Source organism: Collinsella sp. AK_207A (genome assembly GCF_902501965.1).
Classification (GTDB): domain Bacteria; phylum Actinomycetota; class Coriobacteriia; order Coriobacteriales; family Coriobacteriaceae; genus Collinsella.
The window spans coordinates 216,204-241,772 of sequence record NZ_CABWID010000010.1; the positions used below are offsets into that span (position 1 = coordinate 216,204).

Below are 25,569 nucleotides of genomic sequence, written 5' to 3' on the forward strand. Positions count from 1 at the left end.
GGATCGGCCCGAGGCCGAGAGGGATCATTAGTCGTTCTTGGGATGCTTTGGCTTGCGGCCGCGCGGCTTATCGATGAGCGCGGTCTCGCCCCGCTCACGGTAATGGCGGCACCACGTCTTGACGGAGGATTCGCTCGGCACGCCATACTTGATCATGGCCTCGCGCACCGTGAGCCCGTTCTCCAAACGGTCCTTCACCACCGCGAGCTTGAGCTCAAACGGATAAATGCGATGCTGAGAGCCTGCGTTCATGACAGAGGCAGCGCCGCCCACGGCGTAGGCACGCGCCCACTGGCGAGCGGTGGCCTCGGGTATACCGAGAACCGTGGCAAGCGCGCGATGACCGGCCCCTGTTGCCAAGACCTTCACCGCCTGGCGTCGCACCTCGGCGTCGTATACAGCCCTTTTGTTTGCCATATCTACCACTTCTATCAAGCACGGGTGTGTCTGAATTTCAACAGAATGCAGTGTACCATGGATATTGCGCTGCGCACATCGCATATTGCGCGTTAGCTCTCCTCTTACTCGCGCGCAACAGTTCACTCACATCATATACCCACAAAAGAAGAGGGTAGGCTCGTCCGTATTGCCTATACCTTCTGCACGCTTCCTCCCTCCCATATGCTCAAGAGCTCACAAGCACCCGCTCGCACGAAAGGGGGCCGAAGGCCATCTTCCGGCCTTCGGCCCCGGCACCGCCTCTCAACAGCCGCGTTACTTGGTGCGCTTCTCCTCGTAGAGCTCGATCAGATGCTTCTGAACGTCGTAGGGCACCTGCTCGTAGCCGGCGGACTCCATCTGGAAGTCACCTGTACCGCGCGAGAGCGAGCGTAGGCGCGTGGCGTAGTCGGTGAGCTCGGCGTAGGGCACGGTCGCCTGCACCACGGTGTCGCCGCGCTCGTTGGTGTCCATGCCCGTCACGCGACCGCGACTCGCGGAGACGTCGCCCATCACCGCGCCGGCGTAGCTCTCGGGAATGGTGACGGTGATGTTCTTCATGGGCTCCAGGATCACCGGATCGGCATCGGCACAGGCCTTGCGCAGGCCGATGCGCGCCGCCTGGCGGAACGCCATCTCGTTGGAGTCGACGGGATGGTAGCTGCCGTCGTAGACCGCTACGCGGATGCCCGTGAGCGGGTAGCCAGCGATAATGCCCTCCTTCATGGTCTCGCGCACGCCACGGTCCACAGCCGGGATGAGCGCGCGCGGGATGCGCCCGCCCACGACCTCGTCCACGAACTCGTAGTCCGTGTCATCCATGAGCGGCTCCACGCGCAGGTAGCAGTCGCCGAACTGGCCGGCGCCGCCCGTCTGCTTCTTATGGCGCCCCTGGGCGGATGCCACACGGCGGATGGTCTCGCGGTAGGGAATGCGCAGCGGCACGATGTGCGCCACCACCTTGGTGCGGTCTTCCAGGCGGTTGAGCAGCACGGACACCTGGGCCTCGCCCACCGCGGAGATGATGGTCTGGCCGGTCTCCTCGTCGCGCTCGATCTTCATGGTGGGATCGGCCTGGCACGCCTTGTCGATGAAGCTGAAGAGCTTCTCCTCGTCCCCGCGGTTCTCGGCCTCGATGGCAATGCGGTACTGCGAGTTGGGGAACTTGAAGGCCGCGGCCTCCACCTTGCCCGAGACGGAGAGCGTGTCGCCCGTCTCGGCGGAGAGCTTGGGCACCACCACGATGTCGCCCGCGTACGCGTGGCCGACCTCCGTCATGTCGCGACCGCACATGACGTTCAGGTGCGCCAGCCGCTCACCCTTGCGCGTGCGCGCGTTCACGAGCTCCTGGCCGGGCTCGATCGTGCCCGTCAGCACCTTGATGAAGGAGAGGCGACCCTGCTGGGCATCGTTCAGCGTCTTGAACACAAAGACCACGGGACGGTCGTCCTCAGAAGAGATCTGCAGCGTGTCGCCGTCGATGAGCGGCATCTCGCCAAAGCCCGTGGGCGCGGGGAAGTAGACGGCGATATCGTCCATGAGCGAGTTCACGCCCTGCTCCTTGATGCAGCTTCCCACGAACACGGGCACGAAGAGACGGCTTGCGATGGCCTTGGCCATGAGGCCCTCGACCTCTTCGTTGGTGAGCGGCTCGCCCTCGAGGTACTTCTCCATCAGGTCGTCGTCGGCCTCGGCCACGAGCTCGGTGAGCGTCTCGCGCGCCGCCTGGGCCTGAGCGAGGTACGCCTCGGGAATCTCGGACTCCGTCTGCTTGGTGCCCTCGCAATGGCGTGCCTTCATGCGCACGATGTCGATGATGCCGTTGAAGTCGTCCCCCTGGCCGAGCGGCAGGGTCACCGCGCCCAGGCGCATGCCAAAGCGCTCGCGGAGCAGCTCCATGCAGGTCTCGTAGTCCGCGTCGGGCTTGTCGATGCGGTTGATGAAGACGGCGCGGGCCTGGCGCAGGTCCTCGGCCGCATACCACAGGTTGACGGTGGTGGGCTGAGGACCGGCTGCCGCGTCCACCACGAAGAGCGACGCCTCCGCCACGGCCATGGCCGCGTAGGCGTCGCCGATGAAGTCGGGATAGCAGGGGGCGTCCAGCACGTTGATGCGAACGTCCTTCCAGTCGATGGGCGCGATGGAGGTCGAGATGGAGAACTCGCGCTTGACCTCCTCGGGGTCGGTATCGAGGGTGGGCTTGGTGCCGTCGTGGCCGCCCAGACGGGCGGTCTTACCGGAGAGGTGGAGCATGGCCTCCGCGAGCGAGGTCTTGCCCACCCCGCCTTGGCCTACGAGAACCACGTTCCTTACGTTGCCGGTCTTGGGTGCGCCCATGGTGACCCCTTTCTTGCCGCGCAGGACAAAAGCGAACCTGGTTCCTCGTGCCATGCGGGCGGTCGCTGTACCTATGGGGCCACCCTACCCCCGCCCGCCGCGGCGCAATCCGTCCATTCGGCATGCGCGGGCGGGCAGGCGGTAGATGGTGCGGCGCGGTTGGGAGGATAAAACGCTAAAAATGAGAGTTTTGGGGGCCGGTGACGAGTAGCGGCCCTGCTGGCCGTGGCGCGACCTGGGGTTTCGTACGTGGCGGCGCGGGGGCTACTCGGCCGGGGGCCGCATAACTCTACGTTTCAGCGTTTCGTTGCGCCCGCGCCCGCCGGCGGGCCGGCGCTGCGGGTTCATTCAGCGCACAACGCGGGCGCGGAGTTGGGGGCACCGGTGAAAAAAAGAACCAGGTTCGTTCCCCCACAACCCCGGGCCCAGCCTCCGGCTACTCCGTCCGCAGCGCGGTCACCGGGTCCTTCTTGGCGGCCATCCGGCTGGGCGCCAGCCCCGCCGCGAGCGCCAGCGCCACGCTGATGAGCACGAGCACCGCCCCGGCGCCGGCGGGCACCGCCGCCAGGTTGCGCACCCCGGCCACCGCCTCGATGATCCAGTTCACCGGGAAGTCGAGCAGCACCGTGATGCCCACGCCGAGCAGGCCGGACACCAGGCCGGTAATGAACGTCTCGGCCGTGAAGATCCGACTCACGTCGCGCTTGCTCGCGCCGATCGCGCGTAGGATGCCGATCTCCTTGGTGCGCTCGAGCACGCTGATGTAGGTGATGATGCCGATCATGATGGAGCTCACCACCAAGCTGATGGCCACGAACGCGATCAGGATGTAGGTGAGCGAGTTCACGATGGAGGTCACGCTGCTCATGAGCGTGCCCACGATATCCGTGTACTGGATCTCGCTTCCCTCGCCCGCCGCCTTGATGTCCTTGTTGTAGTCGTCGATCAGGGTGTCGATCTGCTCCTTTGCCTTGAAATCCACGGGGTAGATCTGGATGACCGACGGATCGTCCAGGCTCGCCGCGCCCAGCTTCTCCAGGTTGCCGTCGTAGGTGGCGTCATCGGTCTGCGAGCTCATGAGCTTGGAGAACGCCGCCGCGATCTCCTCATCCGAGCTTCCCTGGGCGCGCATCTGGTCGATGTAGGCCTGCGCCTGCGTAGCCTGCTCGCCACCCATCATGCCGATCATCGATTCGATCTCGTCCAGGCTCATGGTGGCAGACGCCGTATCCGAGAAGGGGTAGCCTGTGAAGATGTCCGTGCCCGGATCGGCTTTCTGGGCGGCAACGACGTCGCTCGCCGCCACCGTCTCCACCATGTGCTTCATGAGGCTCGCGGGGTAGAGCACGCCGCCGTAGCGGGCCACCGTGGCGCCGGCGTCGCCCGTGGCGCGCACCACGCCCACCACGTGCACCTGCTCGCCGGCGGCCACCGCGCTCTTCATGAACGCCGCGTCCTCCGACATGTCCTTCCACGTGCCGTCCGCCTGCTTCTGGTACTTGGAACTCTCGGGCACCAGGCGAAACACCAGCTTCATGAGCTCGTCGTAGGAGTACGAGGTCTCCTTGGCCCCCTCGACCTTCTTGCCGGCCAGCACGTTGCGCATCATGCCCTTCAGGTCCGATTGGTCGAGCATCCCCAGCGCATAGAGCGTGTAGTCCGAGATACGACCATGCTCGTCGAGCGCTATCACGACCTCGTTCCACGCCTGGGGCATGCGACCGTCCACGAGCTTCCAGTCGCGGTCCACGGCCTTCTTGCTCGAGAGCAGCTCGCTCCACACGTCGTAGCCCTGTCCCGTGGAGGCCATGGAGCTCATGAGCTGCGTCTGCGTGGAGCCCGAGGTGGAGATGCCGAGCGCGTTCATCACCGTGGCGGGGTTCACCTGCACCGCTCCGGCCGAGGTATCGTCCTTGAACACGTTCAACGGTGTGCTGTAGTTATATTGGATGTCCGTCACCAGGTCGCTGATGTCGCCGGGATTGGTCTCGAGCCATTGCTTGATGGCCTTCATATCGTTTTCCGTGGCCCCGCCGCCGATGCTCTCCACCATGTCGGTGACGATGTTCTTGCTCTCGGCGGTCCCCTTGGGCGCCTCGCCCTTGGTGTCTCCCGTGCCCATCATGGCGGACATCATACTTGCCATGTCCACGGCGGTCTTCTGGATGGTGAGGGGATAGCTCCCCATGGTGGTCTCCTCGGTCTCGGCGATGTAGTTCTGCGCGCCGTCTGAGAGCGAGAGGATGAGCGCGATGCCGATGATGCCGATGGACCCGGCAAAGGCCGTGAGGAACGTGCGGCCCTTCTTGGTCATGAGGTTGTTAAATGAGAGCTGGATGGCCGAGAGGTAGCTCATGCCGCGCTTGCCCTTGCGGGCGTCGGCCACGGCGTGCTCCTGGATCTGCTCGGGCGTGAGCGACTCCGCCTCGGCGTCCACGGGACGCGAATCGCTCGTCACCTCGCCGTCGCGGATGCGCACGATGCGGTCGGAATACTCCTCGGCGAGCTGTGGGTTGTGCGTGACCATGATGACCAAGCGGTCCCGGCTCAGGCGCTTCAGGATCTCCATGACCTCCACCGAGGTCTCGGTATCGAGCGCGCCGGTCGGCTCGTCCGCCAAGATGATCTCGGGGTCGTTGACGATGGCGCGCGCGATGGCCACGCGCTGCATCTGCCCGCCCGAGAGCTGGTTGGGCCGCTTGTGCATCTGCTCGGCCAGGCCGACCTGCGCGAGCGCCGCCGCGGCGCGGGCGCGACGGTCCGCCCTGGGCGCTCCCGAGAGCAGGAGCGCCATCTCCACGTTGGCGATGACGCTCTGGTGCGGGATGAGGTTGTAGCTCTGGAACACGAAGCCCACCGAGTGGTTGCGATACGTATCCCAGTCGCGATCTTGGTAGCTCTTGGTGGAGCGGCCGTTGATGATGAGGTCGCCGCGCGTGTAGTGGTCGAGCCCGCCGATGATATTCAAGAGCGTGGTCTTACCGCAGCCGGACTGGCCGAGGATGCTCACGAACTCCTGGTCGCGAAAGGCAACGGAGATGCCCTTCAGCGCATGGACCACGGTGTCCCCCGAAGGGTAGTCTTTGGTGATTCCTTTGAGCTCGAGCATAGGGGGCTCCATCCTATCGCGCGGGCGGGCATTGGCCGCGCGTCAACCGGTTCGAATTCGACGCGGCTATCCTACCCGGCAAAGCGGGAGATAATCGCCCGCGTGGGCGTATTCCTCTATACAATGGTACGGTACAGAAGCCGGGGTGTGGTGCGCGAACGCGCGGCTACAGGAGAATCGGGTGGGAATCCCGAACAAGGCAGTTACTGTGAGTCGGTGCCAGGCACGCCGGCAAGTCAGATCGCCTGTCCACGCCCCCTCGTGAGGAACGAGAACGCTGCGGGTGCCGCTGAACTCCGGCAACCACGGCGCGCGCAGCATCGTTTTGGGGCGCACACGCCCGCGATGCGCTCTGGTCTCCCCACGCGACAGGCAGGAAAGGTAACCGCCGACGCCTCGGCGGGACGTGAAGGGGAAAGGGCGTATGAAGCACAACGTTCACACCTGGTTGAGAAAAGCCCTGGTCTGGGCCATGGCGATCGTGTTCGCCTGGTCCGGCTCGGGCACCATGGCGCTTGCCGAGGAGATCGGGCAGGCAACCGCCGCGGCACAGGAGGCTGCGGGCGAAAAGACGGCGGAGACGACCACTGACGCCGCCACGAGCGCGAAGGGCGACGCCACCGAGGCTGAATCCGGCAGCGCGGCCGAGCAGAAGGGCGCCGGCGCAGCCGCGGATGAGACGTCCGACGCTGGCACCGCAAACGGCACGGCGTCCACCCCGCAGGAGGACGCGACGCAGCGTGACGCGGCAGCGTCCGATACGACGGCAGCCGACGCGCCGGCAGCCGGCACCACCGCCCAGGCACAGCCGGCAACCCGCACCGCGCGCGCAGGCGAGCATCTCACCGTCACGAGCGCCGATGAGCTGCCCCAGACCATCGAGGCCGGGGCCACCGTCACGCTCGGCGCCGACATCACCCTGGCGACGGACCAGCAGATCGAGTCCGTGGCCGGTACGCTCGACGGCGCGGGCCACACCATCACCCTCGCCAACAAGCCGCTCGCGAACCAGGTCTCCGGCACCATCCAGAACCTCGGCGTCACGAGCGCCGGCACCATCGCGAGCGAGGACTACCTTGGCTCCCTCGCCGTCTCGCTCTCGGGCACCATCCAGATGTGCTGGTCGAGCGCGAGCCTCAATCTAAGTGGTTGGTCAGGCGAGGTCGGCGGCCTGGTGGGCAAGCTCGAGGGCGGCACCGTGCGCAACTCGTACTTTGCCGGCGCGATCACCGCCATGATGAGCGGCGGCATCGTGGGCGAGGGCTCTACCGGAACCGTGGAGAACAACGTCTTCACCGTGGGCGACAGCGAGGTCTCCGTGGGATACGGCTCGCTTGTGAAGCAGAACAACAAGCGGCTCTCCGCCGGCGAGCTCAAGACCTCCGCAGCCACGGACATCCTGAACGCCAACGCTCCCAAGACCGGCTTCTCCTGGACGCTCACGGGCGGCTATCCGCAGCTCACGAGCGACTCCGCGCCCGTCGTCGTCAACAAGGACGCCCTCAAGGCGGCCGTTGCCGCGGCGACCGCGCTGAACGAGACCGATTACGAGACCGCCGGTTGGAGCGCCTTCGCCAACGCGCTCGCGAACGCCCAGACGGTGCTGAAGGATACCGGCGCCACGCAGGACGACGTGAACGCAGCGGCCCAGGCGCTCACCGCCGCGCAGGCGGCGCTCGTCAAAAAGAAGCCCACGGCCCCGGTGCAGCAGCCCGAGAGCGTCATCCACCTCTCCACCCAGGGCGACCTGGAGGACAAGCTCACCGCGAGCGCCGATGCCTACTACGTGCTCGATAACGACATCGTCGTCGACGGTGGCGACTTCGGCTTCTTCATGGGCGGCCTCGTCACCCTGAACGGCACGTTCGACGGTCAGGGCCACACCATCACCTTCAAGAACGCGGGCGCGGGCGCCAAGCTCTTTGCCGGCATCGGCGCCACCGGCGTGGTGCAGAACCTGAACGTCACCGGCGAGATGGTCTACGAGAGCGGCAACAAGCTGGCCCAGGGCCCCTTTGGCATCACGGTTTCCGGTGCCATCATCAATTGCAGCACGAGCGTCACGGGCGACAACATCGCCGGCTTTGCACGCACGCTCGCCGGCGGCGTGGTCTCCAACTGCTGGAGCGCCGCCCGCGGCACCAAGGTGGGCGCCCCGCTCTTCGCCACGTACGCCTCCGGGCGCCTGGTCAACACCTACTGGCAAGATGACCTGCCCAATCAGACGAGCTTCCCGGCGAGCGCGCTCGTCAACTCCTTCGCCGTCTCGGCCGAGGACGCCAAGACGGCGGGCTTCGTCGAGCTGCTGAACGCCAACCGCGGCGCCTTCGGCACGAGCTGGGGCCGCGACACCGCTGGCAGCCTCATCTTCGGCGCCGACCAGGGCTACGAGGCTCCCGGGGACACCCTCGCCGACAACCTCTACGCCGTGACCTTCACCGCCAACAACGGCACCAAGACCACGCTCGCCGACCACACCCTCGAGCTCTCCCCGGACGACGTGGCCGCCGACCGGTCCATCGGCACGCTGTCGCTCTCCGGCGTGGCCAAGGGCAGCTCCATCACCTGGAGCACCGGGGACGCCAACAAGGGCAACATCGGCGTCAACGAGACGACCGGCCAGCTCTACCTCTACGACAACGCAACCGGCACCGTCACGGCCACCGAGCACCTGGCCGATGGTTCCGAGCGTACCGCGGCGACCGTCGTGATCCGTGCCAAGTCGCAGCCTATCGATGATTTCCAGATCTGGTACAACGGCGAGAACGTGACCGATGGCCAGATCAGCGTCGCCGGTTCCGAGGTGCGCAACCTCGAGGTCCGCGTCCACTACACGGGCAGCGCCGCCGGCGAGTACGTGCCGGCGAGCTTCACGCGCTTCGTGTTCCAGGGCAGCGACCCGAGCATCCTCTACAGCAATACCTACTCGGCGTGCTTCTCGTTCAAGCGCACCGGCACCGCCAAGATCTCCGTGAGCTCCCGTTCGTGGGCTAATGCCGGCACCAAGAGCGTGACCGTCACCTCCACGCCCGTCGCCGCCACGAGCATCCAGATGGGATACGCCGCGGACGGCAAGACCATCCTGCTGCACGGGCGCAACCCGCTCTCCACCAAGGGACTCGCGTTCCTCACGGATAAGGCGAGCCCCGTCGTGACGCCGGACAACGCGAGCAACCGCGGCAACTTCACCGTCACCTCGAGCAATCCCGCCGTAGCCGCGTACACGACGAGCGGGGATATCGGCTTCACGCCCTATAAGGCCGGCACCACCACCTTCACCGCCACGCTGCCCGATACGGATGCGAACGGCACGCAGCTGAGCGCCTCGGTGAATGTGACCTACGCCTACCAGAACCCGCTCAAGAGCGTGAAGGCCAAGACCAGCAAGCTCTCCCTCAAGGCGGGCAAGAGCGCCGCGCTCGACCTCGCATACACCGGTAAGCGCGATAGCGAGGGCTACAGCGTTTCCGAGCCGGGCCTCACCTGGACCTACAGCACCGATGGCGTGGTGAGCATCGACCCCACAGACGGCGGAGCCTGGAAGCACCAGACCGGCGCCCCCGACGACGGCCTCTTCCTGGCAACCGGCAACTACACGGTGACGGCGCTCAAGGCCGGCACCGTGGTGGCCACCGGCACGCCCATCGATCAGACCGGCGGCGCCCAGCCCGTCACCGTGACGATCACCGTCACCGGCGTGGCGCCCGCCCCCAAGACCGAGCAGGTCGCTCAGACCGGCCTGGAAAGCGCCGCGCGCTACCTGGATGCCACGCGCTATGAGGATTCCTATCAGTACCTGCAGGAGTGGGAGCTCTACTCCTTCCTGAAGGCCGGCCGCACCATTCCTCAGGCCATGCTCGACCGCTACGTCGCCTCGGCCAAGAGCACCCGCGCCACGTGGCTGGGCACCCCCACCGAGACCGAGCGCGTGGGCCTGGCGCTCGCCGCCCTGGGTAAGGACATCACCAGCTTCGACGGTACCGACCTGGTGGCCACCGTGTGCAACAACCCGAACCTAGGCCGTACCTACAACGAGCTCGTCTACGCACTCCTGATGATCGACGAGGCCGGGGCGACGCCCGCCGCTGGGAGCGCATGGACGCGCGGGAAGCTCGTGGACGCGGTGACCGCCGGCCTGACGGATGCGCGCGCGGAGAGCAACGGCAGCGTCGACATGACCGCCATGGCCATCCAGGCGCTCGCCCCCTACTACGCGAGCGATAGCGCCGTGCAGAGCGCCGTGGACGCCGCACTCGCGTGGCTGCGCACCCAGATGAGCGCGGGCACCTGCGACTTCGGTTCCGCCGAGTCCAACGCCCAGGTACTGCTCGCCCTGCTGGCACTCGACCTCGACCCCGCAAGCGAGGCTGTCGGCTTTGCCAACGCCTCCCACAGCGTGGTGACGGCCCTCGCTTCCTATCAGGTGAGCGGCAACGGCTTCTCGCACCTGAAGGGTGGAAAGGCCGAGCCGATGCCCACGGTCCAGGCCCTGCAGGCGCTCACCCTGTACCAGGTGTCCGCCAACGACTCCGTGAACTGGTCCTTCCTGGGTGCCGTGACGCAGGGCGGGGTTAAGCGCGAGAACGGCGGCAAGGACCCAATCACGCCCGCACCGGTTCCCGAGGAAGACAAGAACGAGGAGTCCAAGGGAGAGGAGCAGCCGAAGGCGCAGGACGACCCGAAGAAGCGGCCCGCCGCGCATGAGACGCCCAAACCGCAGGCCGCGACGGGCAAGAAGGCCGATGAGAACGCTGAGGCCGACACCACGGCTTCCGCCGGCCCGGCCGCAACCTCCAACACGGATGCCGATGGAAGCGAGGTTTCGGATGCCGCCGTCGGCACCATCGCCAAGACCTCGCTGAACGCCGATGAGGCGGTCTCCAGCCTGCCCACTTTCGCCCTTGCCATGGGCGGTGTGGGCCTGCTCGGCCTCGTGTTCGCCGCCATCCTGTACCGCCGCTCCAAGAGCGCGTAAGCGGTTCACCGACTCCCGATGGCGCAAGGGCCGCGACGGATCGTTCCGTCGCGGCCCTTTTTCTTATGCACACGCCTGGGAACGGGGCAGGGATCCTCCCAATCGCCCGTTAGCGTTCCCGCGCGAGCGCCGCCACGGTCTCCACGTGGGTGGTGTGCGGGAACATGTCCACCGGCGTCAGGCGCTCAAGCCGGTAACCGTCGCGCGCAAGCTGCTCCAGATCGCGCGCCTGCGTTTCGGGGTTACAGCTGATGTAGACGATGCGCCGGGGCGCCAGCGCCACCGCCGCGGCAAGGAACTCGGGCGTGGAGCCCGCGCGCGGCGGGTCCATGGACAGCACGTCCACGCGCTCGCCGCGCTCCGCCGCTCGACGCATATAGGCGGTGGCGTCCTGCGCAACAAAGCGCGCGTCGTCCTCCAGGCCGTTCAGCGCCGCATTGCGCTCGGCGTCCTGGATGCCGGCGGGGTTCCGCTCAACGCCCAGCAGCCGCACACGCCTTCCCGCCGCAGCCGCCTCATGCGCCGCGCAGAGCCCAATGGTCCCGCTCCCGCAGTACGCATCCAGCAGCACGTCGCCGTCGCCCAGCTCCATGCCGTCGATGGCGAGCTGGTAGAGCGCCTCGGTCTGCTGAGGATTAGTCTGGTAGAACGCCGTGGGCGAGATCTCGAACGTGCAGCCCAGCAACTCATCGCGCATGCGGGGCGCACCCCAGAGCACATGGGTCTCGGTTCCGAGGATGGCGTTGGTCACGCGCCCGTTCATGTTCTGCGCGATGGTGGTGATGCGCGGGTCGATCTGCCGTAGCCGCTCGACGAACTCCCGGTAGCGGGGAATCTCCCGACGCGCGGTCACGAGCGTAAGCAGCCCCTCGTTCGTCTTCCACCCCAGGCGCAGCACCGCGTAGCGCAAAAGCCCGCGCCGAGCGTCCTCGTCGTACGCGGGAACCCGACACGCCTCGGCGGCACGCGCCACCTCGTTGAGCAGGCGACGCGCACCGGGAGCCTCAACGCAGCAATCCCCCACCGGGACGATGCGGTGCGTGCCGCGCGCGAAGAACCCGCACTGCACCGTCCCGCGCGGACCGGGAGCGAAGGGCGTGACCGCTTTATAACGGAACGCCCGCGGACTCGGCAGCTTCTCCCCCGCCTCGCCCGTACCGCCCATGCCGACGATCGGGTCGATGGAAGCGCCATCGCCCATCCGCCGCAAAAGCGGGGCGAACAGCTCCTCCATGGCAGCCTGCTTGCGCGCAAGCTGCTTCTTATAGGGCAGGCCCAACCACGCGCAGCCGCCGCAAGCGCGCATGACGGGGCAGGGCCCGTCCGTCTTTGCCGGCCTCGGCGCGACTCCGCGCCCCCGGTTCTTGAAATCTCTCATGCCGGCAATTTTACCGGAAGGATGCCGCCCCACCCGGCCCTAGCTCTCTTGGTCGAGCGAGTCGCGACCAAGGTCAGTCGTCTCGCTGCCGGCGCCCAGCATCTCGTCGCGCAGGTCGGCCACGCCGCTCGCGGCAAGCTCACCCACGAACGCCTCCAGGCTGCGGTTGACGATGAGCTCCTGGGGAAAGTGAATCTCCTCCAGAAAGCTCGTGAGCACGGGGAAGCGCCCGACGTCGGTGCAGATATGCGCGTCCGTGGAGAGCGTCACGCCCACGCCCAGCTCCGCGCAGCGCTCAGCGACCTTGCGGCATGCCTTTTGGTGCGCGCCGTGCGGGTCGCTGTTCAGGCTGTGCTCGTTCAGCTCGATGAGCTTGTGCAGCTCCTTGGCGTGCTTGAGCACCTCGTCGATATCGAAGGTCACGCCCGAGCGCCCCGGATGACCGATGATGAACACCTTGGGCTGCTCCAGCGCGCGCAGGTACATCTCCGTGGCCTGCACCGTGCTGGCGCCCTCGGTGAATCCGGCGTTGTGCACGCTCGCCACCACGTAGTCCAGATTGTCCGTCACGCGGTCGAAGAGGCTCCGGTCCTTCTTGTACGCGCGCCCCACGATGCTCACGGGCGAAGGCGTGTCCTGCCCGTAGAGGTCGCCGCGCAGGGTGAGGATGTCGGCTTCGCAGGCGCGGAACAGCGCCACGCCCTTCCACCGACGCGGCCAGATGCCCACGTTCAGAAAGAATTGGAAGGTACGGATGTCGCGCTCGGTGAAGAGCATATCGCCAAAATGGTCGGCGGAACCGAGCATCTCGAGCCCTTGCTCGGCGGCCGCCGTGACGTTCTCCTGAATGGTCGAGTATGCATGACGCGAGTACAGCGTATGCGTGTGCATATCGCCCTTGATCTGGTACATGGTGCCGAAGCCCCTCCTATCGATAGCTCTCGGCCAGCGCTTTCCACGCCGGCAACGAGGCCTTGATCGTCTCGTAGCTCACGCAGTAGCCGATGCGCACCCAGCCAGGGACGCCAAAGCTGTCGCTCGGAACGGGCAGCAGCTCAAAGCTCTTCGCTCGCTCGCAGAAGGCCTGCGCATCGGGCTCCAGGGCACGCACCCATAGGTAGAAGGCCCCCTGCGGCTCCACCGTGGTATAGCCCATCTCACCGAGCGCGTTGGCGAGCAGGTTCCGGTTGCGCGCGTACGCCTCCACGTCCGCCGGCTCGTCCACGCAATCCTCCACCACGCGCTGGAAGAGCGCCGGAGCGCACACGAATCCGAGTGACCGGGCGGCACCCGCGATGGCGGGCATCACTTTGTCGGCCATGGGATCCGTATTGGGCACGAGCACCCAGCCCACGCGCTCACCCGGCAGGCTGAGCGACTTGCTGTACGAATAGCAGACCACGGTGTGCTCGTAGAGGTCCGGCACCCAGGGCACCTCCGCCCCGTAGGTGACCTCGCGGTAGGGCTCGTCAGAAATGAGGTAGATGGGATGCAGGCGGCTCTTGTTGCGCTCGTGCAGGATGTTTGCCAGGCGCGTGAGCGTCTCGCGCGGATACACGGCCCCCGTGGGGTTGTTGGGCGAATTGACGATAACCGCCGCCGTCTTCTCGGTGATGGCACTCATGATGCTCCCCACCGAGAGGTTGAAGGTGACGGACTTGGCGGGTGCTTCCACGCACACGGCGCCCGCCTCCTCGATCCACACGCGATACTCGGGGAAGTACGGCGAGACCACGATCACCTCGTCGCCCGGATTGGTGAGGGCATGGAGCGCGCAGCACACCGAAGCAGCCGCGCCGCAGGTCATAAAGATATTTTGCTGACCGTAGGCGGTGCCGAAACGACGATTGAGCGAATCGGCCACCGCCTTGCGCGTGCTCGGCAGGCCGGGGGCCGGCGTGTAGCCGTGCAGCTCCTCCGGCGAGCGCCCCATCAGGTTGCGCTCGATGCTCTCGCGCACCGCTGCCGGAGCGGGAATGCTCGGGTTGCCCAGGCTGAAGTCGAACACGTTCTCGGCGCCGATTTGCTCTTTGCGTTGGCAGGCATAGGTGAAGATCTCGCGAATGACGGAGCTCTCGGCCCCGCGCGCGTACATGGTCTTGTTGATCATGCGAACCCCCTCAACCAAAAAGTGGTACATCGGGACAGTCCCAATGTACCACGTTCATGAACTGGTACGCTGGGATCGTCCCACTGTACCACCGTCGCTTACGTGAAGCCTACTTTTTGCCGCGTCGCGCGAAGATGCCCACGGCGATGCACACGACGGCCACACCGGCCACGCCGATCAGCAGCAGCGGGCTCCAGGTATCGCCCGTGCCCGGCAGCGCTGCCTTGGGCTGCTCGGCCTTGGGCGCCGGGTTGTCCGGGTTTGGCGTGCTCGGCTTCTCGGTGCCATCGGTGTTGTCCGTATCATTGGTATCGTCCGGGTTCGACGGGTTCTCGGGCGCACCGGGGTTCGTAGGCTCCCCCGGCTTCTTGGTGTTGGTGATGGTGAAGCCCTTCTCGGCGCTACCGGTCGTCTTAGAGGTGTAGCCGTCGGGCACGGCCTTCTCGCGCACCGTGTAGGTGAACTGCTCGCCCGTGCCGTCGGCTCCCACCGTCCGGTAGACGGGCAGGTTCTCGAACGTAGCCTTCCAGCCGGTATCGGCGGAGAGCGTGGCCGTGTCGATCACGGCGTCACCGTTCAGCAGCTCGACCTCGACGCTCTGCGGACGGTCGACCGCGGCGTCGTCCTTCCAGACCTTGGAGACCTCGACCTTCGTCAGCTCGCCCCGCGCATCGCCCGAGGCCACGCCGCCGTTGGTACCGATGCCGCCGCCGCGCTTGGCGCTGTTGCCGGTGATGAACAGCGTGGCCGTCTCCCTGGCGAGCTTGGCCGCGTCATCGCTCACCTGGGCCTTGAGGGCAAGGTTCCGAGCCACACCGCCGGCAAGGTCATCCACCGCGGTATTGTCAACGCCCTCGGTGCCGTAGCGCGCGCCATCGCCCACCTCCGTGTTGCCCATGCCCATGGGCGTGTAGACGCTGCCATCCGCATACCACGTAACGGAGCCGCCACCCAGCACGCGATCGGCCAGAGCGAGCGTATGAGCCTCCTCACCCTTCTCGTAGCCGTTCACCACGTCGTCGCCCGCCGCCTTGCCGTCCTGATCGTCCGTCTTGGCCGTGTTGCCGGCAATGTAGGCACCGAGCGCCACCGTCGCCTTGACCTCGCCCGTCGGACACGACCACAGACCACCGCCCTGCTCGGCGGTGTTGCCGCTCACGTAGGCGTTGTAGATATGGAGCGTGGAGTAGTAGTCCTTGTTGCCCTCGCTGTAGATGCCGCCGCCTTTGTCGGTGGCAACGTTATCGGTGATGTAGCCCGCCCTCAGTTCCACGCCGTTCGCGTAAGAATAGATGCCAGCGCCCACAGCCGCACGGTTCTTGGAGATGATGCCGCCGTTCATGATGAACGCCGTACCCGACTCTGTCGACGCCGAGGCATGCTGCAGACCGCCGTCGACAACGCAGACGCCACCGCCCTGCACACCCTGGTTGCCGGTGATGGTGCCGTCGTTCATGGTGAAGGCGGCCACATCCTGAACGTGCACCGCGGCGCTGCCCTGGAGCGTGCTCGACGTGCTTGTGGTCGTGTTGCCCGAGATCTCGCCGCCGTCCATGGTGAAGGATGCCTGCTCGTCCTTGGTCGTTCCGCCCCACAGGTAGACCGCGGAGCCACGATGGCCCTTGTTGCCCGAAATGGTGCCGCCCGTCATCTTGAAGGAAGACGCCCCATAGAGCATGATGCCAGCACTCGAGGTGTGACCGTCATCCGCCAGGCCGTCGTTATCCTTGATGGCACCGGACTTCATCTCAACGCTCGCCCCGTCCTTCACGAGTACGGAGCCCGAGTAGGAGGTGCCGTTCACCAGCGTGTTTTCGCTGATGGCGGCGCCATCAAGCAGGAGGGAGGCCTTGGTGCCCGCGACCTTCACCGCGCCACCAAACGTGTTGTCACCCACCCGAAAGCGCGTGATCGTCACGCCGTCGCGCAGCTTGAGCTCGCCGGCCGAGGTGATTGCAGGGGCGGTCGTCGCGCTGTAGCGACCGTCGAACGTGAGCGTGGCGCCATCCTCCGCTTTGAGAGTGAGCGAGGCGCCCTCTGCCACGCTGATGAGCGCACTGTTCAGCGGGCTATCTTTCTTGCCGATAATCCGCCAGTCGCCGCCCTTGGCGGCGATGGTGACCTTCTTGCCAGCGGGCACGGTCACGGTCTTGGTTGGGCGCACGTTCTTGGTGATATAGATGGTATCGCCGTCTTGGGCGGCGTTGATCGCCTCCTGCAGCGTGGGCGCGTCGGCGTCATCGGAGATGGTGTCGTCCGTGTCTGGGATGGAGGGAAGCGTGTAGACCTTCTCCGCCGAGGCGGGCAGCGAGCCGTTGGTCACCACAACGTCATCCTGACTGTTGTTGAAGGTGATCTTGGTCACACCGCTCGTGGGGAAAATGCTCGCATCGACCTTCTTCAAGCCGGAGCCGATGGTGAACTCCGTGGCGTCGGTCCCCCGGAATGAGCCTGTTCCGATGCTTGTCACGGAATTCGGAATGACCATCGGATTGGCCACCTTGCCGTAGTAAAACGCATACGTGCCAATAGTCTGCAGGCCGTCGGGCAACGTCACATGGGAGGTATCGCAGTGGATAAAAGCCCAATTCCCGATAGCGGTCAGGTTGGAACTCAGCTTGGAAACCTTTACGTGCGAATAGGCAAATGCGTTTGTTGGAATGTCGTTCAACGCGGAAAGGTCCACCTCAGTCGTAAGCGAACTGCAGCCTGAAAACGCATAGGACCCCATCTTGCTCACCTGGGAGAGGTCCGGGATCGTCGTGAGCGAACTGCAGTCTGAAAACGCGCTGCTACCAATGGAGGTGATAGTCGACGGCGCGATAACCTCGGTCAGCGACGTGCAACCGCTGAAGGTGCTCATCGGAATAGACGTCATGGCGGACGGCAGGGTAATGCTCTTGAGCGCGGTGCACCCGCTGAAGGTGCTGTTTTCCTCGATTACCAGGTCATCAGGCAGGCTAATGGATTCCAGGGCGGTCGCATTGGAAAAGATCGCCACACCGCTGATCTTCTTGAGCGAGCTCGGCAGGTTGACCGTCTTGAGCGATTCACAGCCAGACACCATTGAATTACCGGTCAGGTCCTCAACGCCCTCTTCAAAAGTAATCGACTCGAGCCTGCGGCAGTTCTGGAAGCTGCCGTTGAACTCCTTCACCGCGCCGGGGATCGTCATAGTAGCGAGATCCGAGAAATGACTGAAGTTTGCAGACGAATAATCGGTAATGGTATCCGGCAGCTTGAGCTCGGTCACGTTGGCGACCTTTTCGCTCCAGGCGGAAAGAGAAATATCAGTCACCGCATACGACACGCCGTTGTACTCAACCTTGCTGGGAACGGTGACCACAGTGGGCGAGGCGGGTCCAGAGACATCCGTGAAAGTCGCCGTCTTCGTCGAATCGTCCAGCTCGAAGTCGAGCTGCAGGCCATCGACCTCAATCGTGGTGTCCGTCGTGGCAGCGCGGGCAACCCGCGGTACCGAAAAAGCGACGATAGCCACCAGAACCATGGCCGCAAAAAGCGGCACCCTCCTCAACAGGCTGTGCGTGCGTTTCATCTTCGTCTTCCCCGTTGAGCCTCGACGGTACGGAGGGGGATATTCTGTACCCCCCCCCCGTCAAAGCGAGCTTGAGGTTACACAATAGCAAACCCAACGGTGGAAAGTAGCGAAATGGAAGCGTTTCCAAGTCTTAATTTGAAAAATGGTGCACCGGACTGTCCCGGTGCACCATGTTTAGCTAGCTCTCGTCGTCTGCCGAGTTGCCTACCGAGCTCGCAGCCGCCATGCCGGAGACCTGCTCGGCAGCGTAGGCCGCGGCCTCGTCTTGCAGGGCCTCCTCCTGCTCGGGCGTAAGCGGGCGCTTCTTGTCAGCCGGAGCCTCGGACCCGTCATCTCCACCCTTGGCGGCCTCGCGCTCCAGGTAGGCATCCCACTCGTTATCGAGCAGCGCCTCCACGGCCTCGCCCTCCACCGTCTCGCGCTCAAGCAGCACCTTGGCCATCAGGTCGAGCTGATCATGGCGCTCGGAGAGGATCTTCTCGGCGCGCGCGTGGGCCTCGCGCATGATGCGCTGGACCTCCTCGTCAATCCGCTCGGCGGTCTTCTCGGAGTAGTCCTGGTGGTCGGCGTAGTCGCGACCCAGGAACACCTGGTGCTGCGCCTCGCCGAACACCTGCGTGCCCAGCACCTCGCTCATGCCCAGGCGCGTCACCATCTCGCGCGCCATCTTGGTGGCCCGCTCCAGGTCGTTGCTCGCACCGGAGGTCACGTCGTCGCACATGAGCTCCTCGGCCACGCGACCACCCAGGAACACGGCGAGCTCATCGAGCATCTCGTTCTTGGTCTTGAGGTAGTGGTCCTCGGTGGGCAGCTGCAGCGTGTAGCCCAGCGCCTGGCCGCGGCTGATGATACTGATCTTATGCACCGGATCGGAGTTGTCCAGCACATGCCCCACCAGCGCGTGACCGCTCTCGTGGTAGGCGATGGTCGTGCGCTCCCTCTCGGTCATCACGCGGCCCTTCTTCTTAGGGCCGGCGATGACGCGCTCCATGGACTCCTCCACCTCTTCCATAGAGATGAAGCTGTGGTGCCGGCGCGCCGTGAGCAGCGCCGCCTCGTTCAAGAGGTTGGCAAGGTCAGCACCGGTAAAGCCCACCGTGAGCTTGGCGAGTTTGTCAAAGCGCACATCGTCCTTGAAAGGCTTGTTTTCCGCATGCACGCGCAGAATCTGCTCGCGACCCTTCACGTCCGGGCGGTCCACCGTCACCTGACGGTCAAAACGGCCGGGACGCAGCAGGGCGGGGTCCAGGATGTCCGGACGGTTGGTGGCGGCGATGAGAATCACGGACTCGTTATCCTCAAAGCCGTCCATCTCAACGAGCAGCTGATTGAGCGTCTGCTCGCGCTCGTCGTGCCCGCCGCCCAGGCCGGCGCCACGCTGACGACCCACGGCATCGATCTCGTCGATGAAGATGATGCTCGGGGCCTGCGCCTTGGCCTCTTTGAAGAGGTCGCGCACGCGCGAAGCGCCCACGCCCACGAACATCTCAACGAAGTCGGAACCGGATATGCTGAAGAACGGCACGCCCGCCTCACCGGCCACGGCCTTGGCGAGGAGCGTCTTGCCCGTGCCCGGAGGGCCCACCAGCAGCACGCCTCGCGGAATCTTGGCGCCGAGTTTGCGGTAGCGGTCGGGATCGGCCAGGAAGTCGCGAACCTCTTCCAGCTCCTCGACCGCCTCGTCGATGCCCGCCACGTCCTTGAACTTCACCTTGGGGCGCGTGGCTTCGCTCGTCTTTGCGTTGGTCTTGCCGAACTGCATCGCGCGGCTGTTGCTCCCGAGCGTCTGGCGCATGAAGTACACCATCACGGCGATGATCGCGATGGTGGGCAACACGGTGACGATCACGTTAGTCCAGAAATCAGGATCGACGGTATTCACCTTGTAGACCACGCGGGGATGATCGGCCATGAGCTCGGAGAGCGAGTCGGAGCCCACGTAGCTGGTCTTATACGACTTGAGCTTGGAGAGGCTCTTCTCTTTGGCAGCGCTCTTGCTGGTCCAGTACTTGCCTTCCACGGCACCGTTGGCGGTGGTAAAGGTAGCGCTCTGAACGCGGTCTTCCTTCACTGCCGTCACGAACTCACTGGTAGCGAGCTCGGTCACGTTGGACTTGCCGCCAAAGACGCCGCCCATGTTGAAGATGATGTAGGCGATGAGCGCCACGGCGACGGCGAGGTACACCCAGTTCACGCGCGGGCGCTTGGGACCATCGCCTTGCGGGTCGGAGCCGCCGCCCGAGAGCAGGTCCTCCAGGCGATCGCGCGCGGACTCGTCCTTGCGGCGCGCGGGGCCGGCCGGCTCGGAACCCCGGTCATCCCGCTCTCCCGAGGCCGGCGGCTGGGGACCGCGCCCTTTACCAGAGCCGCCGCCCTCGGTCATGAGGACGACGGCACGCTCGTTTTCGGTTGCAGTATCGAACGTCATGCTACGAATAGACCTCCGGTTTAAGAACGCCCACGTAGGGCAGGTTGCGATAGCGCTCGGCATAGTCCAGGCCATAGCCCACCACAAACTCGTTGGGGCAGTGCGTGCCCACGTACTTGGGATCCACCGCCGTGGTGCGGCCGGGCACGTCCTTCCACAGGAAGGTCGCCACCTCGAGCGAGGCCGGATGGCGGTTGGACAGGTTCTTCATGAGGTACTTGAGCGTGAGGCCGGAATCCAGCACGTCCTCCACGATCAGCACGTCGCGACCCTTGATGTCCATGTCGAGGTCCTTGACGATGCGCACGATGCCCGAGGACTTGGCGCCGTCGCCGTAGCTGGAGACGGCCATGAAGTCGATGGCGCATCTGGTGTCGATGGTGCGCATGAGGTCGCCCATGAACACCACGGCGCCGCGGAGCACAGCGATGAGCACGAGGTCCTTGCCCTGATAGTCCTGGGTAATCTGCTCGCCCAAGCGCTTGACGATGCCCTTGATGTCGTCTTCGGTGAAGAGAACGCGCTCGATGTCCGGATGCATGGCTTCCATGAAGGCCCTTCCTGCTCGGTGATGTGCCTGGTAGCAGCGCGCGGAACGATACCGCGCGCCTTCGGTGCCTTTGGATTGTAGCGCGGCTAGGCGCCGGTAACAGGGCGATTGGTCAATTTCACGAGCCGCGTGCTGCGCTCCGTGCACTTAAAGCGCTCGTCCAAGCGGATCCCGGGGAGCCACACCACGGCTCCGCCGGGTTCCGTGCGCACCACGGGCACCAGATGGCGCTCAGCCACGGGAACGCGCGCGGCGCCCAGGATGTCCGAGAGCTTCTTCTTGCGACCGTTCATGCCGAGCGGGCACATCACATCGCCGGGAGCCGGCGCATCCACCCACAAACGCCCGTTCAACAGGCTCGCATCCACGTAGGCAACCGCGGCGGGAGAAGTATCTGATACGTTGGAGCTGTCCCGCTGCACCACCCAATCCAGTGGGTTCACGCCGGCGGGCACGCGCAGCAGCTCGGCGATCAGGATGCTTCCCGCCGCCGTGGCAAAGCTGCCCGGAACGGCGAGCCAGCCCGTGGCAAGCTCCTCGCGCGCCCGGGGCGTGCGCAACGTGAGGGTGCCGAACTCCATGCGGGCATCCAGGCCGCCGGGCAACGTGACGGAACCCTCGCCCGCTCCCACGCAGGCGAGCACATCCTCCACATGGCGCATCTCGAGCCGCGCATCCGGATCAAGCGCCTTGACCGCAAGGCGCACCATCCGCCGCGCGATCGCAACCTCGCTCGCCGCCAGGCGCGCGCCGTCGATCACCAGCAGGCCGTCCTGGCTCCGGCGCGTGCACGTGCGGAGCGCCGTCGCCGCGAGCTGCTGCATGAAGGCATCTTCGTCGCCGAGGATCTCGCAGCCCGTGCCCACCGTGCGCTCCAGGTTGCCGTTGCGCTCACGCGCCACCGGCAGCAGCTTGTGTCGAACGAAATTCCTCAGGTAGGAGGTATCGGCGTTGCTGACATCCTCCCGCCAGGGCTGACCGGCCATCTCCAGGTAGTCCACAAGCTGCTCGTGGGTGAGGTCGATGAGCGGGCGAACGATGATGTTCCGCCGCCGGGGGATGCTCGAGAGCCCGGCGGGCCCCGACCCCTTGATCGCGTTCATGAAGAAGGTCTCCGCCCGATCGCTCGCCGTGTGGGCCGTGACGATGCGCGCGGCGGATCGCGGCGTGTCTGAGGCGCGACACAGCTCGCGCACGTACCGACGCGCGGTCGCATAGCGCACCTCGCGCGCGGCAGCCTCCAGGTTCCGGCCTCCTAAATCCCCAAAGGAGGCATGTTCCACGCAAAGCGGCAGCCCGTAGCGCTCGCACAGGTCGCGGACGAACGCCTCATCGCCATCGGATTCGGCCCCGCGCAGGTGATGGTTCACGTGGAGCACGTGCAGCCGCTCGCGCGCGATGCGCGAAGGACCGCGACCATCCGCCAAATCAAGCTCCGCGGTGCAGGCCATCAGCAGGAGCGCGGTGCTGTCCGCCCCGCCCGACACCATGAGCACCACGGGGGCGCGACGCTCCGGCTCAGCCGCCGCAGCCACCCGCTCCCCGCGAGCACGACGGTTGGCATAGCGCTGGGCAACGGTGGGCATGAGGTTCCTCCTTCTTCAACGGCATCATTGTATCCACGGGAGCAAAGCGAAAACGCATCCGGCTCAAACGATCCCGAACCACCTTGCCCCCGAAACAAAAAGCCCGGAGCCGAAGCTCCGGGCCAAAACCGTCTCGCGCGCTGATAGGCGGCAAGGCTAGTCGATGGCGACCTTCGTGACGTTCTTCTTCTCCACGAACTTGGGCACCGAGACCGTGAGCACGCCGTCCGCGTACTTGGCCGTTAAGCCCTCGCTCGCCGCGTCCTTCAGGTACACGCCACGCGTCGCGCTGTAAGAGGTGAACTCTTTCTGCAGGTAGTTCTTGCCCTTGTCCTCCTCCTTGTCCTCAACGTTCACGGAGATGGACAGGCGGCCCTCGTTGAGCTCGACGTCGATGTCGTCCTTGTTCACGCCGGTAAGGTACGCCTTGACCTCGTACTGATCGCCCTTGTCCTCAACGTCGATCGGGAACGCCTTGTTCGCGAGCGGCGAGCTGGCGAAGTCCATCATGTCATCGAACGCGTCGAGCCACGAAGCCGGGACAGCGGGACGAATACCAAAAACCGAACGATACGGAACCATGCTTGCCATGATTATCACTCCTTCAGGTGACTACCGCTCCCCTCGCTTCCGGGGATCGCGGTCTTCTTTGTACGCTTGTGGTTATTCCCACGCCCATTGGCTCTAAACAATTTATCTGAGATTTTCTAAGCGTCATATCATCATCAAATCTAAGTCTATACCGCTTAGGTATTTGATGGACCGTCCGGCTCACGTGGCATCGCCTTACATCTCGCTAAACCTTTATCGCATTTTCTGAGGCGGGTTCGCACACCCCGTGCAAGGTCGTAGAATGGTGCATAAGCGACCCGAAAGCAGAGGATCTCGATGAGCGAACAGGACAAACCGCACGACACGTATGCGGAGCACGAGGGCGGTCGCCCCTTGCCCGGGGCCACCCCCTCCCAGCCGTACCACCGTCGCGTACCACATGTCACGCAGTCCCCCATCAACGACGTGGAGCCTGAGTACGCCACCATCAACCGCTACGCCACGCTCGATCAACAGCGCACCGCCTACGCCGAGCAGCGAGCGGAGCGGGGCAGACGCCATATGGGAACCGCCACCTCCGATGCCGACTATCTCCCACTGACGGATTTTCAGAAGCAGCAGGATCGCGCCGCCGCGATCGCCGCGCGCGGCCAAGGCAAGGAGCCGAATTCGAGTAGCCCGGCCTTGGCATCAGACGAGACCGGCGCCGCTCCTCGGAGCCTGCATGCGAGCCGGTACCTGCAAACGCCCAAATCTGGCCGGTCCATCTTCGTGTCCCGCCAAGCACGTCAGCAAAAGCGCCATAAGGCTCTGCTCCTTCTCTTCGTGGTGCTTGCGCTGGTGCTCGCCCTGGTGTGGTTCTTCATCCTGCGGTAACCCGCTCGGCTCACCCGTACCGAAAGCCGCCGGGCACCCCCCCCGCATTCATACAAGGAAGACTTCATGAGCACGCAATCCGATAATCCCTACATCTACGCCGATAACGCCGCCACCACCCCGCTCTCACCGGTGGCGCGCGAGGCCATGCTGCCATTTCTCGGCGGCACCTTCGGCAATCCCAGCGGCATCCACCGCGTGTCGCGCGAAGCTGCCCACGCCCTTGCGGACATCCGTGCGCGCCTGGCCCGGGCGCTCGGCGCACGCGATGCCGGCGAGATCTACCTGACAAGCGGCGGTTCAGAGTCCGATAACTGGGTGCTCCGCGGTGCGGTTCGGCGCTTCCTCGACCAGCATACCGCCGATGAATCCCACTCCCCGCATCCCTTTGTGGTGACCAGCGCGATCGAGCACCATGCGATTCTCCACTGCTGCGAGGCTATGGAGCATGAAGGTCTCGCCACCGCCATCTACCTGCCCGTCGACGCGCAGGGCCATGTGCGCGCCGAGGATCTAGAGCGCGCGCTTGCCGCCCATGAGGGCCAGGTCGCACTCGTCTCCGTCATGCTCGCCAACAACGAGATCGGAACCGTGGAGGACATCCGCGAACTGGCGCGTATCGCGCACGAGCACGGCATCCCCTTCCATACCGATGCCGTTCAGGCGGTCGGCCACATCCCCGTAGACGTTCGCGCGCTCGGCGTGGACGCGCTCTCGCTCTCCGCCCACAAATTCCACGGTCCCCGCGGCGTCGGGCTGCTCTACCTGCGTGAAGGATTCTCAATTCCCCCGCTCATCGCCGGGGGCGCCCAGGAGCGCGGCGAGCGAGCCGGCACTGAGAACCTCGCCGGTGCCGCCGGCATGACGGCCGCACTCGAGTCCGCGCTGGGCGGCCTCGAAAACCGCATGACCCGCGTCGCCGCCCAGCGCGATCGCCTCATCCGCGCCGTGATCGACGCGGTTCCCGACGTTAAGCTCACGGGAGACGCCGGACCTGACGCCACGCGCCGCTTGCCTTCTATTGCTTCCTTTATCTGCAAGGATGTGGACGGGGAACTGCTCGTGGTGCTCCTCGACCGCGCGGGCGTTGCCGCGGCCACGGGCTCCGCGTGCGCCACGGGCTCCACCGACCCCTCGCACGTGATTCTCGCCCTGGGCGAGACGGACCGTCGCTGGAACCACGGCACCCTGCGGCTCTCGCTCGCAGACGATGCAACGGCCTCAGATATCGACGCTCTCTGCGAGCGCGTTCCCGCCTGCATCCTGCGCGCGCGGGCACTCAGCGGAACCATGTAACGGCAAGCGGAAGCCGCGCGGTAGCCGCCACCGACACAAGGCGCGCCTTACACGGAGAACAGGGACACGATCCAGACCGAAACGGCAACGAGCGCGAGAACGGTGAGCACGTACACGATGGCGGCACGGCGGACGTCTTTATCCCCCAGTTTCTCGGTGCTCATACGCATACCCTTCATGACGGCTCCTTTCACGCAGAGCGTTTTCTAGCTTCATCTTCGTCTCCTCTTATTAACGCACGGTAAGGGAGGGGTAAATTGTTACTTGCGTCTTTCGCAGGTGATCGGTCGGCATAGAAAGCGGGCCCCGTACACCGTCCATGCCGTGCATGGAGCGTGTACAGGGCCCGCTTATCAGCATCCTCTCGCGAGGATA

At 65.2% G+C, this 25,569-nt stretch carries 15 protein-coding genes; 3 read left to right on the plus strand and 12 right to left on the minus strand.

Going from position 1 to position 25,569, the window contains the following annotated elements:
- Window positions 1-27: 27 nt before the first annotated feature.
- From GDJ97_RS02575 to GDJ97_RS02585, 3 genes are all read right to left on the minus strand, one after another.
- A complete protein-coding gene (locus GDJ97_RS02575) occupies window positions 28-417 on the minus strand; it encodes a helix-turn-helix domain-containing protein (RefSeq protein WP_193221279.1) in 390 nt (129 codons plus the stop codon).
- Window positions 418-714: 297 nt separating this feature from the next.
- Entirely contained in the window at window positions 715-2,775 is a 2,061-nt protein-coding gene (locus GDJ97_RS02580) for a translation factor GTPase family protein (RefSeq protein ID WP_152069652.1), read from the minus strand.
- 436 nt (window positions 2,776-3,211) lie between these two features.
- On the minus strand, window positions 3,212-5,884 hold the full coding sequence (locus GDJ97_RS02585) for an ABC transporter ATP-binding protein/permease (protein WP_152069653.1): 2,673 nt from the start codon (window positions 5,882-5,884) through the stop codon (window positions 3,212-3,214).
- Window positions 5,885-6,308: 424 nt separating this feature from the next.
- Here GDJ97_RS02585 and GDJ97_RS02590 point away from each other — a divergent pair, with 424 nt between their 5' ends.
- The gene (locus GDJ97_RS02590) at window positions 6,309-10,859 is read left to right on the plus strand and encodes a hypothetical protein (protein ID WP_152069654.1); all 4,551 of its coding nucleotides are present in this window, start codon (window positions 6,309-6,311) and stop codon (window positions 10,857-10,859) included.
- A gap of 109 nt (window positions 10,860-10,968) precedes the next feature.
- On the opposite strand, the gene rlmD is transcribed toward GDJ97_RS02590, so the two are convergent.
- The 8 genes from rlmD to GDJ97_RS02630 form a co-directional block, all read right to left on the minus strand.
- On the minus strand, window positions 10,969-12,237 hold the full coding sequence (gene rlmD, locus GDJ97_RS02595) for a 23S rRNA (uracil(1939)-C(5))-methyltransferase RlmD (RefSeq protein WP_152069655.1): 1,269 nt from the start codon (window positions 12,235-12,237) through the stop codon (window positions 10,969-10,971).
- A gap of 39 nt (window positions 12,238-12,276) precedes the next feature.
- Window positions 12,277-13,149, minus strand: coding sequence for a phosphatase (locus GDJ97_RS02600; protein ID WP_152069656.1), 873 nt, complete (start codon window positions 13,147-13,149; stop codon window positions 12,277-12,279).
- A gap of 16 nt (window positions 13,150-13,165) precedes the next feature.
- Window positions 13,166-14,347, minus strand: coding sequence for a pyridoxal phosphate-dependent aminotransferase (locus GDJ97_RS02605; RefSeq protein ID WP_152069657.1), 1,182 nt, complete (start codon window positions 14,345-14,347; stop codon window positions 13,166-13,168).
- Window positions 14,348-14,456: 109 nt separating this feature from the next.
- Window positions 14,457-17,903 carry a leucine-rich repeat protein gene (locus GDJ97_RS02610; RefSeq protein WP_152069658.1) on the minus strand — a complete coding sequence of 1,149 codons (3,447 nt, stop codon included), beginning with the start codon at window positions 17,901-17,903 and terminating at the stop codon, window positions 14,457-14,459.
- Between the two features lie 181 nt (window positions 17,904-18,084).
- On the minus strand, window positions 18,085-20,334 hold the full coding sequence (gene ftsH / locus GDJ97_RS02615) for an ATP-dependent zinc metalloprotease FtsH (protein WP_193221280.1): 2,250 nt from the start codon (window positions 20,332-20,334) through the stop codon (window positions 18,085-18,087).
- Window position 20,335: 1 nt separating this feature from the next.
- Complete coding sequence (gene hpt, locus GDJ97_RS02620; protein WP_152069659.1) at window positions 20,336-20,884, minus strand: hypoxanthine phosphoribosyltransferase; 549 nt, start codon at window positions 20,882-20,884, stop codon at window positions 20,336-20,338.
- Window positions 20,885-20,970: 86 nt separating this feature from the next.
- Window positions 20,971-22,470 (minus strand): tRNA lysidine(34) synthetase TilS, encoded by a 1,500-nt coding sequence (gene tilS / locus GDJ97_RS02625; RefSeq protein ID WP_193221281.1) that lies wholly within the window; start codon window positions 22,468-22,470, stop codon window positions 20,971-20,973.
- 156 nt (window positions 22,471-22,626) lie between these two features.
- Window positions 22,627-23,061 carry an Hsp20/alpha crystallin family protein gene (locus GDJ97_RS02630; RefSeq protein ID WP_152069660.1) on the minus strand — a complete coding sequence of 145 codons (435 nt, stop codon included), beginning with the start codon at window positions 23,059-23,061 and terminating at the stop codon, window positions 22,627-22,629.
- Between the two features lie 297 nt (window positions 23,062-23,358).
- Between GDJ97_RS02630 and GDJ97_RS02635 the strand changes: the two genes are divergently transcribed.
- Entirely contained in the window at window positions 23,359-23,898 is a 540-nt protein-coding gene (locus GDJ97_RS02635; protein WP_152069661.1) for a hypothetical protein, read from the plus strand.
- A gap of 66 nt (window positions 23,899-23,964) precedes the next feature.
- Window positions 23,965-25,194 carry a cysteine desulfurase family protein gene (locus GDJ97_RS02640; protein ID WP_152069662.1) on the plus strand — a complete coding sequence of 410 codons (1,230 nt, stop codon included), beginning with the start codon at window positions 23,965-23,967 and terminating at the stop codon, window positions 25,192-25,194.
- Between the two features lie 47 nt (window positions 25,195-25,241).
- On the opposite strand, the gene GDJ97_RS09650 is transcribed toward GDJ97_RS02640, so the two are convergent.
- A complete protein-coding gene (locus GDJ97_RS09650) occupies window positions 25,242-25,373 on the minus strand; it encodes a hypothetical protein (RefSeq protein ID WP_255445736.1) in 132 nt (43 codons plus the stop codon).
- Between the last annotated feature and the right edge of the window lie 196 nt (window positions 25,374-25,569).

What these genes read in the sequence shown, in the direction of transcription:
- GDJ97_RS02580 (WP_152069652.1), bottom strand. Translation starts at nt 2,775, where the DNA reads ATGGGCGCACCCAAGACCGGCAACGTAAGGAACGTGGTTCTCGTAGGC.
- GDJ97_RS02575 (WP_193221279.1), bottom strand. Translation starts at nt 417, where the DNA reads ATGGCAAACAAAAGGGCTGTATACGACGCCGAGGTGCGACGCCAGGCG.
- ftsH (WP_193221280.1), bottom strand. Translation starts at nt 20,334, where the DNA reads ATGACGTTCGATACTGCAACCGAAAACGAGCGTGCCGTCGTCCTCATG.
- GDJ97_RS02635 (WP_152069661.1), top strand. Translation starts at nt 23,359, where the DNA reads ATGAGCGAACAGGACAAACCGCACGACACGTATGCGGAGCACGAGGGC.
- rlmD (WP_152069655.1), bottom strand. Translation starts at nt 12,237, where the DNA reads ATGAGAGATTTCAAGAACCGGGGGCGCGGAGTCGCGCCGAGGCCGGCA.
- GDJ97_RS02605 (WP_152069657.1), bottom strand. Translation starts at nt 14,347, where the DNA reads ATGATCAACAAGACCATGTACGCGCGCGGGGCCGAGAGCTCCGTCATT.
- GDJ97_RS02590 (WP_152069654.1), top strand. Translation starts at nt 6,309, where the DNA reads ATGAAGCACAACGTTCACACCTGGTTGAGAAAAGCCCTGGTCTGGGCC.
- GDJ97_RS02610 (WP_152069658.1), bottom strand. Translation starts at nt 17,903, where the DNA reads ATGAAACGCACGCACAGCCTGTTGAGGAGGGTGCCGCTTTTTGCGGCC.
- GDJ97_RS02640 (WP_152069662.1), top strand. Translation starts at nt 23,965, where the DNA reads ATGAGCACGCAATCCGATAATCCCTACATCTACGCCGATAACGCCGCC.
- GDJ97_RS09650 (WP_255445736.1), bottom strand. Translation starts at nt 25,373, where the DNA reads ATGAAGGGTATGCGTATGAGCACCGAGAAACTGGGGGATAAAGACGTC.
- tilS (WP_193221281.1), bottom strand. Translation starts at nt 22,470, where the DNA reads ATGCCCACCGTTGCCCAGCGCTATGCCAACCGTCGTGCTCGCGGGGAG.
- GDJ97_RS02600 (WP_152069656.1), bottom strand. Translation starts at nt 13,149, where the DNA reads ATGTACCAGATCAAGGGCGATATGCACACGCATACGCTGTACTCGCGT.
- GDJ97_RS02630 (WP_152069660.1), bottom strand. Translation starts at nt 23,061, where the DNA reads ATGGCAAGCATGGTTCCGTATCGTTCGGTTTTTGGTATTCGTCCCGCT.
- hpt (WP_152069659.1), bottom strand. Translation starts at nt 20,884, where the DNA reads ATGGAAGCCATGCATCCGGACATCGAGCGCGTTCTCTTCACCGAAGAC.
- GDJ97_RS02585 (WP_152069653.1), bottom strand. Translation starts at nt 5,884, where the DNA reads ATGCTCGAGCTCAAAGGAATCACCAAAGACTACCCTTCGGGGGACACC.